This window comes from Pedobacter sp. MC2016-05, assembly GCF_026239735.1.
In the GTDB taxonomy this organism is placed as follows: Bacteria; Bacteroidota; Bacteroidia; order Sphingobacteriales; family Sphingobacteriaceae; genus Pedobacter.
In genome coordinates, this window is record NZ_JAPIVT010000006.1 from 268,869 (window position 1) to 281,170 (window position 12,302).

Here is a 12,302-nt window from a genome sequence, read left to right on the forward strand (position 1 = left end):
ATCCTAATTCCCTATTGGCACCTTACGCCTTAAGATTGCTTCGTGCCTCGCAAAGACAAAAGCCTAATCTTTTTGCTTAACTTTTTTGATGACCTTCTTTTGTTTGACTTCGGACTTTGGACTCACGACTTCAGACTGCTTTTCAAACTCCCACTCCATTTCCTTTTTCAAAAATTTTCCGGTCAAGCTAATCGGGTTTTGGATCAAACCTTCAGGCGTACCCTCGAAAAGGATTCTTCCTCCTCCGGCTCCGCCTTCTTCTCCTAAATCGATTACCCAATCGGCCACCTTAACCACATCCAGGTTATGTTCAATTACTAAAATGGTATTGCCTTTATCTACAAGCTCTTGAAGCACTCCCAAAAGCACATTGATATCTTCAAAATGAAGTCCGGTAGTTGGTTCATCCAGAATATAAAATGTTTTCCCAGTGTCTTTTTTCGAAAGTTCAGTAGCCAATTTAACCCGCTGTGCTTCACCACCAGATAAAGTAACCGATGATTGTCCTAAAGTGATATAACCCAAGCCAACATCCTTAAGGGTTTTGATTTTACGATAAATGATCGGAATATTTTCGAAAAACACGCAGGCGTCTTCAATACTCATGTCCAACACATCACTAATGGATTTTCCACGGAAACGAACCTCTAATGTTTCTCTATTGTAGCGTTTTCCTCCACATTCTTCGCAAGGAACCTGAACATCTGGCAAAAAGTTCATCTCGATTACCTTCAATCCAGCGCCCTGGCAGGTTTCGCATCTTCCTCCTTTTACGTTAAAAGAGAAACGGCCAGGTTTATAACCCCGAATTTTAGCTTCAGGAAGTTGTACAAACAGATTTCTGATATCCGAAAAAACACCAGTATAAGTGGATGGATTTGAACGTGGCGTCCTCCCGATTGGGGCCTGATCAATTTCAATCACCTTATCTATTTCTTTCAATCCAGTAATTTTTTCGTATGGAAGCGGTGTTTTCTTCGCTCTAAAAAAATGGTGATTTAGAATAGGATACAACGTTTCTGTAATCAAACTCGACTTCCCTGATCCTGAAACCCCGGTTACAGCAATAAATTTACCCAAAGGAAAATCTACGGAAACTTCTTTCAGGTTATGGCCTGTAGCTTTAATAATGGAAAGTTTGTGTCCATTCCCTTTTCTACGAACCTTCGGCGTCTCAATTTTTTTCTCGCCATTTAAGTATGCGGCGGTTAAGGTTTTCGATTTTAAAATTTCTTTCGCAGTTCCTTCAGCAACTACTGTTCCGCCATGAATTCCTGCTCCTGGCCCAACATCAATCACCCAATCGGCTTCCAAAATCATATCCTTGTCGTGTTCAACAACCAAAACGGTATTTCCCAAATCACGAAGATTTTTTAAAGCATTAATCAGGCGCTCGTTATCTCGCTGGTGTAAACCGATACTTGGCTCATCCAGAATGTACATTACATTCATTAGTTGCGAACCGATTTGAGTAGCCAAACGGATACGCTGTGCTTCTCCACCAGAAAGCGTACGGGCAGTACGATCTAACGTTAGATAAGTTAGACCAACATCGGTTAAGAAACCAATTCGTGCTTTTATCTCTTTTAAAATTTCTTTTGCGATAATATTCTGACGATCAGAAAGACGTTCATCAACATGCTCAAACCAGGCATGAAGATTATTAATATCCATTGAAGCAAGCTCGAAAATATTTTTGCCATCAACCTTGAAATGTAAACTTTCCTTTTTCAAACGAGCACCATGGCACTCCGGACAAGTTTTTAATTTCCGGAAAGCATCCATATCATCAGATGCAGATTCGCTTCGCTTCTCGTTCTGCTCCTCTAACATTTTAATTATACCATCGAAAGTGATGTTATAATTCTGAACATTCCATTTGTTATATTCTACTTCAACTTTGATCAGATCATGAGAACCATTTAAAATAATACTGATCACCTCATCACTCAGTTTATCAATCGGTGTAGATAAAGAGAAACTGTATTTTTTTGCTAAGGCTTTTAATACCTGGAACATCCAGATATCGCGATATTCGCCGAGTGGAGCCAAACCACCATTTAAAATGCTCAATTTTGGATTTGGCATAACCGATTCCTTATCCACCACGAAGATATATCCCAAACCATCACAACGTTCGCAAGCACCATAAGGCGAGTTAAACGAAAAACTATTCGGCTGAGGCTCATCATAAGAAATCCCAGTAGTTGGGCACATCAGGAATTTGCTGAAGTGAGCGACATTATTATCCTTATCACTGATTTTAATGACGCCTTTACCCATTTTCATGGCCGTTTGAACCGAATCCAAAAGACGCTTCTTGTCTTTATCATCAACAATTAAACGATCAATGACCACTTCAATATCGTGGATTTTATAACGATCGACTTGCATTTTCGCCGTAATATCTTTGATTTCTCCATCAACGCGAACTTTAACATAACCTTGTTTACGGATTTGTTCAAAAAGCTCACGGTAATGGCCTTTTCTACCCTTAACCACAGGCGCCAGAATGTTTACGGCACTCCCATCAAATTTATTGAAGATGTTTTGCAGAATCTGATCTTCGCTCATGCGTTCCATTTTCTCACCTGTATTGTAAGAGTAAGCATCGGCTACACGGGCGTACAGCAAACGCATAAAATCATAAATCTCAGTGATAGTTCCAACGGTAGAGCGTGGATTTTTACTAGTAGTTTTTTGTTCAATGGCAATCACCGGACTTAAACCAGATACCTTGTCTACATCAGGGCGTTCCATACCACCCATAAACTGGCGACTGTAAGCACTAAATGTTTCCATGTAGCGGCGCTGTCCTTCTGCGTAAATGGTATCAAAAGCTAAGGATGATTTCCCGCTTCCACTTAAACCGGTAATCACTACCAATTGGTTTCGGGGGAAACTTACATCTATATTTTTTAAATTATGTACCCTCGCACCATATACTTCTACATCTTTTTGCTCGCCGAGGTCGACAGATTTATTGCTCATATTTTGTTCAAAAGTTGGGATGAAATTCAGGCTTAAAAGACACTAAATTTCAATCCGCAAAAATGCTAAAAATTTTATCAAAAAGAAAGTCTAAACCAATCTGTATTAAGGATTAATTGTCATAATGTTTACTCCTGTTTCGCAAAAAACCTGACGAAAAACCGAAACGCAAATAGCCATAGTGATCCTGGAAGTAAATGTTATAATTATCTTCTCCATAATAACCAACGGCAGCCATCAGAAACACATTATTCATAAACGGAAAACTGTAATTGAAGTTAACCTCACCATTTAACCGCTTTTGTAAATTCATTAAACTTTTCGATGGAATTTTATTCACTGCGTAAGAAATCTCACTATTTAAACGCCAGGTTTCCTTCTCGGTTTTAACATTCGCTTTGTTTCTGGATTTTTTTTCAATGTCATCGTATTTCCGTAGGGAGAAATTGTAGATAATCCTTGTAAAGCCAAAACCCAAATCCAGAGCAGGTTCATATCTAAAGAATTTATGCCATTGCAAGCCTACGCGATGGTTAATGGAATAATAACTTTCATCGGTGCGGCCTGGAATAAGATGACCAAATCGATATGATGCGGTTAAATAGTTGGCATTAAAATTCCCGGTGAGGGTGTTGACCGTTCCATCTGGACTGATCGCCTCTTGATCTTGCCCATTAGAATGGTGGGTAAACGCCATCTCTGCATACTTGTAATTTCCAGGATTGGTATTTAAGCGAGCATAAGCAGCAAACCCTAATCGATAACTCGGCGTTCGAACCCCCGCAGAAAATTCATTCCTAACCCTTACGGTAAAATCGGGAATAATTGCGAACGCTATTGGCGATTTATAACTGCCCAAAAGCATATAAGTTGTAGTTAACCTGCCATTGATTACATATTTTGATGGTGCACCGAGTTCGCCTGCAGGAGAAGTGTAGGAAAAATCGGCGTTTTCTTTGTATAGATTTACGTATTGTTTATTTGCAACTTCTCTTTTGATGGAGAGGGAATCTTTATCCATACTTTGCGCAAAAGCAAATAGGCAGGAAAGATTAAAAAAAATAAAATAAAGAAAATGTTTTTTCATCAATCAATAAACGTCGGTTTTTGACTCTTGGTTTTTGGGCAACGGGTTTTAAAGGAGTTAATAGTTGAGTCAAACTCTTATATTCGCTTAAAGATGTTTAAAACGAAATGGGTTGCGTAAAGCTAGCGGTTGACTGCAACTTTACCAACAAGCTAACTATAACCAATGACAACTAAGGAGATAATTATAGTGCTGGTAATCCATGTCATTCTCCCGTTAATAGTACTTTTATATTTTTTGATGCTAACTAGGCAGATAAAAAATGAAGAGATATTGAATGCCCCGATACCAGAACTACTTATAGTTTTTGTAACTTATGGAGGACTTTTACTTGTTGTACCTACGACATTACTTTGGAAATGGTCAGGAATGGCTTCTGTAGGGAGTTTGTATTTAACTCTTGTAGCACCAATTTTTATGGGGCTAATTGCTTATAGACATCGGCAGACAAGGACAATCTCCAAGTATCATAATTGGACATACATCTCAGGGCTTTTATATTTTATAATTGCACCTCTGACATTCGGACTACTATTTCTTGCAAGAAAAAACTGAACAGCGTAATAAAACTATAGGTAACAATGATTTGATAAAGTCCGAAAATCTTTTCTTCAAGCTCTCCATGCTTCTAGTAATTTAACTCACTCCCACACCTCCGAGCATTATAACGTTACATTAAGAAAGTCCCATCCCTACCACTCTATCGTCGTTCCATTTTCTGTCGGTCGACCGGTACACACCAAAACCCTACCCTGCTCAATCTCTTCATCAGTTAGCACTTCGTTGTAATCCATACGAACATTGCCTTTGGTGCAGTTGGCTACGCAAGTACTGCAAACGCCGCCGCGACAACTGTAAGGTAGTTTAATTTTATTTTCCAGGGCCACATCTAAAATTCGCTTTGGCCATGGAATATCGAGGTTGTAACGTGTACCCTGAAAATTTAAAATCACAGAGTAGGTATTTTTATCAACCACTTTCTCTGTACTATCATCTTCATCTACTTCATCTTCCGGCAATACAAAAGTTTCTCTTTTAATCTGCTTGAAATCAAAACCCATCCCTAACAAAGTAATTCTACACAAGTCCATATAAATAATTGGCCCGCAAGTATAGAATAAAGCATCCTCTCTTTTGAAGTGCAAATGTTCTTTGAGTAACTTTTCGATATAAAATTTGTTCAAACGGGCAGTCATCAGGTTTTTGCTATTGCTAAATACCCAAACAATTTTTAATCTTTCGGGATATTTTTGCTGCCACTCGTTAAGTTCATCGTAAAATAGCGCATCTTCTTTTGATCGGTTACTATATATTAAAGTAATCAAGGAATTCTTCTCTCTTACCAAAGCGGTTTTTAAGATGGAGAAAAGTGGCGTAATGCCAACTCCGGCTGCAAAAAGAAACAGATCTCTTTTTAATTGCTCCTCAGGCAAATAACTAAACAAACCCTGGGGTTCTTGTGCATAAAGAATATCATTCAGCGCTGTTTTATGGTGCAAAAACCTGGAAATCTCTCCATTCTCTACCCGCTTAACGGTAATGGCAAGCGGCTCATCTACATCTGGTGAGCTGTTGAATGAATACGACCGACGTACTTCTCTGTTTTTACCTTCAAAAATCAAGGACACAAACTGACCAGCAAGATATTTCGGATAACTGCCTTCTACATCCTCAAATTGGAATGTAATGTTATCTCCGGGTTGATTGATGATATTGTTAATGCGAAGTTTGAACATAGTTAGGATCAAAGATAAAGGAACAAGGATTAAAGAACAAGGAGCAAAGATTAATACCCTAAGAATGGGCGCAAGATCTCCCATCATTAATTAAAAAAGAATCTGTTAATCTGCGGCCAAAAAACAACTGGATGAAATTTAAAAGCACAGAGACTAAAGCTGGAAGACTTAGAAAAAAAATGATCATCGCCTATTTAAGAAAGAATTCTATTAATGTATAGCCAAAAATGAAATCATTTGCATAAAAAAAGCGTCCAGAATTAAATCCGGACGCCTTACCAAATGCTTTGTTTTTACCTTAATAATGTTATTCGCCGTTGTAGGCCAATAATACTCGCTCTTTTTTGTATCCGTAGCGTTTCGGATGTTCCATAATCTGCTTCATCGAAATTACTTTATAAACGTAGCCACCGGTTTCGCGGTTTAACTTCATTTTGTAATAATTGTCTTGATTTTGATTATTGATCTGCTTACGCAAGCGGCCATCGCCTACGTTATAGGCTGCAGCAACTAAAGTCCAGCTCTCTAAACCTCTATACATTTCTTTAATGTATTTACAGGCAGCAACTGTAGATTTTCGCAAATTGTAGCGTTCATCAACACTGCTGTTTACCTTTAGGCCGTAAGTACGGGCTGTACCAGGCATAAATTGCCAAATACCGGCAGCACCTTTTGGCGAAACGCCCATAGCCGTTCCAGATTCAACCAGCGCTAAATACTTGAAATCGTTAGGGATTCCGTAAGCAGCAAGAATTGGTTCAATTACCGGGAACCATTTGGCTGCTTTTTGATGCAAAACATTTGTTTGCATATGCTTGAAATTGTGTGCGGCAAGAATTTTTTTCATTTTTCTCTCTACCTTTTTATCGCCTAATGGCAAGGTTTCATCCGCGAAGTTTAACTGAGCCATTAACGACTGAGGTTTGGCTACCTCTACAACTTTTACGCTGTCAGTTTTTGTTATTGTAGTGTTTAAATTTGCTTCTTTTGAAAGACTTTTTGGTACTAAGGGCATTTGGTAAGTGAACACTTTTGCCAAGATAAATAGTGTTGCCACTACCGCAAATGGTACGCTGTGTTTCTTTAACATCTTCCTCCTTTTTTTGGTGAACTTATATAAAAACGTCGGCAAAGCTAAAAAATAATAACCACATTATCAAATAGTTACAGAAATACTACCCAAAATCTGCGCCTAAAGTGCTTTAAACGTGGATTTTAAATTTTGATTTTTCGATGCTTTTTTCTATTTTAGAGGCTATTTTTTGATCAAAATTTTCGCTGCTCAACAATTGTAATGTTCATCAATTTTTCATAAATTTGCAGCCCGCATTTTAGGATGCGGCTAAAAGCGTATCATGATAAATAAAGACAACAGGAACAGTCGGGATGACAAGTCCAAATCGGGAAACCGGAGAACAGAAGGCAGAAGCAATGACGCCGGATCTGATAGAAGAAAGTCAGACGACAAAGACAGTAAATTCAAAAAATCATCCGATTCAAGAGATAACTTCAGACCTAGAAGCTCAGACAATAAAGATTTCAAATCAAAATCATTCGGAGACAAAAAAGATTTCAAACCTAGATCAGGAAGCCGCGATTTCAAATCGAAAGATTCGGAACCACAAAGTTTTAAATTCGGCGATCGTGAATTCAAATCGAAAGATTCTGGAGCAAGATCAGAAGAACGTAGCTATAAATCAAAAGATGGTGGGTCGAGGGATTACAAATCAAGAAGCGGCGATCGCGACTTCAAGCCGAGAGAAGGTGGATCAAGAGATTACAAACCAAGAACTGGAGATAGAGATTTTAAATCAAGAGAAGGTGGCTCAAGAGATTATAAACCAAGAACAGGAGAGCGTGATTTCAAATCTAAGGATGGAGATTCGAGAGATTTTAAACCGAGAACTGGCGACCGTGACTTCAAACCAAGAGAAGGCGGACCGAGAGATTATAAACCAAGAACCGGTGAACGCGATTTCAAATCGAAAGATGTTGGATCAAGAGATTTCAAACCAAGAGAAGGTGGTTACAAGGATTTCAAATCCAAAGGCAAATCTGATGGATTCAGACCAAGTGCTGGAAGTTCAAGAGATGTAAAACCAAGGGAAGCAAGAGAAGGCGATTCTCGTCCGTTTAGAAAACGCGAAGAACCGCAACCTAGAGATACAGAGTTCAACCGTCCGGAAAGAACGGTGATTGCACCTGCACGCAAAACAAACGAAGACAAAGGCCTTATTCGCCTTAATAGATATATTTCAAACGCAGGCATTTGCTCTCGCCGTAAAGCTGATGAGTTAATTGCTGCAGGCGTAGTAACAGTAAATGGCGAAGCAGTTACAGAATTAGGCCATAAAGTTGATCCGGCAAAAGATTTAATTCGTTACAATGGCGAATTACTTAAGCGGGAGAAAAAAGTTTATGTGTTGTTAAACAAGCCGAAGGATTACATCACAACAACCGATGATCCTCAGGAGCGCCGTACCGTAATGCAATTAGTTGATAAAGCTAGTCGTGAGCGCATTTACCCAGTTGGCCGCTTAGATCGTAACACAACTGGTTTATTGTTGATGACAAATGATGGTGATTTAGCGGATAAATTATCGCACCCGAAAAATGGCATCACCAAAATTTACAATGTTGAGTTAGACAAATCATTATCTCAGGGAGATTTGAATAAAATCGCTTTCGGTTTAGAGCTTGAGGATGGTTTGATTAAACCAGACAATATCTCGTACGTTGCTGGTGGAACCAAAAAAGAAATCGGTATTCAAATTCACAGCGGTAAAAACAGAATTGTTCGTCGTATTTTCGAACACCTGGGTTATAGCGTTGAGAAATTAGATCGCGTAGTTTATGGCAACTTAACTAAAAAAGATTTACCTCGGGGAAGATGGAGATACCTGGAAGATCATGAGTTAATCCAGATCAAACATTTAATCAAATAACATTCAAAGGCAATCGAAAGATTGCCTTTTTGTTTGAGTAAAACTCGTTACTGAGGATTTTTTAAATCACTAACCCCCTTGCTTAAAATTGCAGCAAACTTTTTTTTCGCCATATTTGTTTCTATAACAGTTATCATCATGAAACAAAACATCATCATATTTTTAATGTCACTTCTATCAACCATTGCTTTTGCACAGAAAACCAATTACAATCTGCTGGTCGGCACATACACTGCTCCCGGCAAAAGCGAAGGGATTTATACCTACAACTTTAATACTGCTACCGCAGCATCGAATTTAAAGCTGATTGCAAAAGGGATTGCCAATCCAAGCTATCTGGCAGTTTCGCCCGATAATAATTTCGTTTACGCCGTAAATGAAACTGGAAATACCAGCACGGTTAGCGCATTTAGTTATGATCAAAAAACCGGATTATTAAGTTTTTTAAATAAAGTTGATAGTCATGGTGCCGATCCTTGTTTCGTTACTGTTGATAATAAAAATGTAATTGTAGCAAATTATAGTGGCGGTAGTTTAGCGGTTTTTCCACGCAATGCTGATGGCTCTTTAAACGAAGCCAGCCATGTGATTCAGCATACCGGAAAAAGCATCGATCCGAAAGGCAGACAAAAAAGTGCTCATGTTCACATGGTGAAATTTACGCCTGACAAAAAACATCTTGTCGTTAATGACTTGGGAGAAGACCAGATTTATATTTACAATTATAATCCGACAGGCAAAGATAAAACCCTTACCGAAAAAAAGGTGTTAAAAACAAATGCCGGAACCGGGCCAAGACACATCACTTTTACTCCTAATGGAAAGTTTGCCTACCTCGTACATGAGTTTAATGGAAGCATAACTGCTTTTAGCTATTTGAACGGAAACCTAACTAAGCTACAGGAAATCGGAACCACGCCTAAAAACTTTTCAGGGTCAGTCGATGCGGCTGATATCCACGTTTCTGCAGATGGAAAATTCCTTTACGAAACTAACCGTGGCGATGCAAACAGCATTTCTGCATTTTCAATCCTCCCAACAGGTAAACTCAAATTTATAGAGACAGTGAGTACATTAGGTAAAGGACCACGAAATTTCACCATAGATCCAAGTGGCAAGTACTTATTAATTGGCCATCAATACACCAATAACATTGTCGTTTTTAACCGGAATAAAACCACTGGAAAGCTTACCGATAGTGGTAAACGAATTGACGTGGGTGCGCCTGTTTGTCTTGTCTTTAATTAAAAAATGGAAAATTTCTACTGGACCAGCTTTACTTTGAAGATCGCTATCAAAGGAAAGTTGGAGGGTATCTATGACGCCTGGACCAAGGCAGAAGAAATTGAAAAATGGTTCTTAAGCAGTTCGCAATTTTCTGACGAGAACCATGTGCAGTTGAGCAAATCGCAAAACGTACTTAAGGGTGATTTGTACCAATGGATCTGGTATTTGTATGATGATGTTGAGCATGGACGAATAACTCAAGCAAATGGTAAAAATCATTTTCAATTCACCTTTGCTGGCGATTGTGTAGTAGATGTTCTCCTACGGGAGGAGCACGAATACGTAATAGTTGAACTCACCCAAAAAAATATCCCAACCGATGATCAATCAAAGCGAAATATTCGGATTGGCTGCCACGGCGGCTGGAGTTTTTACTTAGTAAATTTGAAATCGGTTTACGAGGGTGGCTTAGATCTGCGCAATAAAGACAATCGCTTTAAACCAATGCTGAATAATTAGATTTCTAATCATTTCCGTAAATAAATTCGTCATTGCGAGTCACGAAGCAATCTATTACGAAAGAGATTGCTTCGTGACTCGCAATGACGACCGTTTTAGAAAACGACGGAATAGCAGTTTTTGTGAAAATTTGCTACAAACAAAAAAAAAGACCTGCCAAGCAAGTCTTTCATTTATATTTTTATTTAAAATTACGCAGGTTCTGCTACCCTTGCAACATTACGATAAGGGTATTCATTAAAAATATGTCTACGGGCAAAGCGACCTGGAGAATCTGCGTTAACTAATTTAACATAGATTGCTTTTGGCACATCAAAATATTCGTAAGCACTGCCATCGTAAAACTGAATGTTTAATACTTGTTGCTTGTATTCAAAACCCTGAATGTTTGATAAAGTTGTAGTTTGCGTATAGGTTTCTATATTTTGCTCACGGGTTTCTGGTGCAATACTTACTAAAAAGTGGTAAGCTTCGATAATCTCCTTACTTCTTGCTTCTGCATCTAATTTCTCTTCTTCTTGCTGAAATTTGTCTGGGTGACAATCTTTCATTAACGTACGGTATATCGATTTAAGATCCTTTAATTCAGCCTCTTTATCTACGTTCAAAAGCTTTCTGTAATCAACTATTTTTTTCATTTATGCTAACCTATTTTTAGTTTTTCAAGAAATCAATGTTCATTTTTGTGTGATCGATGATTTCGAAGGCGCAAAGATACAATTTATAATCGTTTGATTTTGAGAAAGTTTAATTTAATTAAGTCCAGTCAGTTGGAAAGGAAAGACAGGCAGCAAAACTCCGTAAGTCGGTCAACTACCGAAGTCTTAAAGGCCTGTAGCGCAGAAAAACTTCAACAGTTTTCCCAAAAAATCAATAAGACTAACGAAGTTTTGCAAGCCCAAATTTCGCCTAAACCTCATAAGTCGAAACCTGATAAAATCGAGTAAGAAGCAGGGAATTAGTTTCCCTGCTGTCTCCTCACACCACCGTACGTACCGTTCGGTATACGGCGGTTTGTTAGAATAACTTCGTTTGGTGTGTCGTTTTCCAATAGTAATAATTGGTAAATCCATCAAGTCCATGCCTCAAAAAGAACTTCTTGTCAAGGGTTGTAAGTAATATCGGGCTGTTTGCAGTCCTACAGTACCCCTTACGGGTATTGGCCAATTGATAGGCCCTTGATTTTACCAACCCCATCTTCATTAAATTCCGCGCTCTGCCCGTTATACTCTTCCATTGCTTCCAAAGAACAATCCGCAGTCTGGTCCTCATCAACTCGTCCAGTCTGGTCATATGACTCTTTGCTTCTGCAATAGAGAAATAATTAACCCAACCATGAATGATTTCCTTAAGCGTCAATATTCTTTCCTGGAATGGAACTGGTTGGCTACGTTTAGTTTGCTCCCGGATTTTCTCCTTGATCGCTCTTAGAGATTTGGATGAAATTCGCATCTTCCATCCCGCTTTGCTACCATAGAATGAAAACCCGAGCAGACTACTTTGGCTTGGCCTGCTAACCTTACTTTTCTCCCTGTTAACCTTCAGTTTCAGGCAGTCTTCCAGATATACTGAAATACTTCTCATTACCCGGTGTGCTGATTTCCTGCTTCTTAGATAGATACTGCAATCATCAGCATATCGCACGAACCTGTGCCCACGCTCTTCGAGCTTAACATCGAGTTCGTGAAGGATAACATTTAATAGTAACGGACTTAATGGACTGCCTTGTGGCGTTCCTTCTTTTCTTGGGCTGACCAATCCATTCTCCATGATCCCCACACTCAAATAAAGACGAAT

Annotated in this window: 9 protein-coding genes; 3 read left to right on the forward strand and 6 right to left on the reverse strand. The window is 38.8% G+C overall.

Annotation, left to right across the window (positions count from 1 at the left end):
- Window positions 1-63: 63 nt before the first annotated feature.
- The 4 genes from uvrA to OQZ33_RS11035 form a co-directional block, all read right to left on the reverse strand.
- Window positions 64-2,991: an excinuclease ABC subunit UvrA gene (gene uvrA / locus OQZ33_RS11020; RefSeq protein ID WP_265799079.1), complete on the reverse strand. Its 2,928-nt coding sequence runs from the start codon at window positions 2,989-2,991 to the stop codon at window positions 64-66.
- Window positions 2,992-3,103: 112 nt separating this feature from the next.
- Window positions 3,104-4,012 carry a hypothetical protein gene (locus OQZ33_RS11025; protein ID WP_265799080.1) on the reverse strand — a complete coding sequence of 303 codons (909 nt, stop codon included), beginning with the start codon at window positions 4,010-4,012 and terminating at the stop codon, window positions 3,104-3,106.
- 758 nt (window positions 4,013-4,770) lie between these two features.
- On the reverse strand, window positions 4,771-5,814 hold the full coding sequence (locus tag OQZ33_RS11030) for a ferredoxin--NADP reductase (RefSeq protein ID WP_265799081.1): 1,044 nt from the start codon (window positions 5,812-5,814) through the stop codon (window positions 4,771-4,773).
- Between the two features lie 307 nt (window positions 5,815-6,121).
- Entirely contained in the window at window positions 6,122-6,904 is a 783-nt protein-coding gene (locus tag OQZ33_RS11035) for a lytic transglycosylase domain-containing protein (protein WP_265799082.1), read from the reverse strand.
- A 265-nt stretch (window positions 6,905-7,169) separates the two neighbouring features.
- On the opposite strand from OQZ33_RS11035, the gene OQZ33_RS11040 reads away from it, so the two are divergent.
- The 3 genes from OQZ33_RS11040 to OQZ33_RS11050 all read left to right on the forward strand — a co-directional run bounded on the left by OQZ33_RS11040 (window position 7,170) and on the right by OQZ33_RS11050 (window position 10,505).
- Window positions 7,170-8,759 carry a pseudouridine synthase gene (locus tag OQZ33_RS11040; RefSeq protein ID WP_265799083.1) on the forward strand — a complete coding sequence of 530 codons (1,590 nt, stop codon included), beginning with the start codon at window positions 7,170-7,172 and terminating at the stop codon, window positions 8,757-8,759.
- Window positions 8,760-8,897: 138 nt separating this feature from the next.
- Entirely contained in the window at window positions 8,898-10,007 is a 1,110-nt protein-coding gene (locus OQZ33_RS11045) for a lactonase family protein (RefSeq protein ID WP_265799084.1), read from the forward strand.
- Window positions 10,008-10,010: 3 nt separating this feature from the next.
- The gene (locus OQZ33_RS11050; protein ID WP_265799085.1) at window positions 10,011-10,505 is read left to right on the forward strand and encodes an SRPBCC family protein; all 495 of its coding nucleotides are present in this window, start codon (window positions 10,011-10,013) and stop codon (window positions 10,503-10,505) included.
- A gap of 191 nt (window positions 10,506-10,696) precedes the next feature.
- On the opposite strand, the gene OQZ33_RS11055 is transcribed toward OQZ33_RS11050, so the two are convergent.
- Together OQZ33_RS11055 and OQZ33_RS11060 are read right to left on the reverse strand one after the other, a co-directional pair.
- Complete coding sequence (locus OQZ33_RS11055; RefSeq protein ID WP_265799086.1) at window positions 10,697-11,143, reverse strand: KTSC domain-containing protein; 447 nt, start codon at window positions 11,141-11,143, stop codon at window positions 10,697-10,699.
- Window positions 11,144-11,522: 379 nt separating this feature from the next.
- A partial coding sequence (locus tag OQZ33_RS11060) for a group II intron maturase-specific domain-containing protein (protein WP_265799087.1) occupies window positions 11,523-12,302 on the reverse strand: 780 nt, incomplete at its 5' end.

Coding starts and splice junctions, on each gene's coding strand:
- OQZ33_RS11055 (WP_265799086.1), bottom strand. CDS start 11,143: ATGAAAAAAATAGTTGATTACAGAAAGCTTTTGAACGTAGATAAAGAG.
- OQZ33_RS11040 (WP_265799083.1), top strand. CDS start 7,170: ATGATAAATAAAGACAACAGGAACAGTCGGGATGACAAGTCCAAATCG.
- OQZ33_RS11045 (WP_265799084.1), top strand. CDS start 8,898: ATGAAACAAAACATCATCATATTTTTAATGTCACTTCTATCAACCATT.
- OQZ33_RS11035 (WP_265799082.1), bottom strand. CDS start 6,904: ATGTTAAAGAAACACAGCGTACCATTTGCGGTAGTGGCAACACTATTT.
- OQZ33_RS11025 (WP_265799080.1), bottom strand. CDS start 4,012: ATGGATAAAGATTCCCTCTCCATCAAAAGAGAAGTTGCAAATAAACAA.
- OQZ33_RS11030 (WP_265799081.1), bottom strand. CDS start 5,814: ATGTTCAAACTTCGCATTAACAATATCATCAATCAACCCGGAGATAAC.
- uvrA (WP_265799079.1), bottom strand. CDS start 2,991: ATGAGCAATAAATCTGTCGACCTCGGCGAGCAAAAAGATGTAGAAGTA.
- OQZ33_RS11050 (WP_265799085.1), top strand. CDS start 10,011: ATGGAAAATTTCTACTGGACCAGCTTTACTTTGAAGATCGCTATCAAA.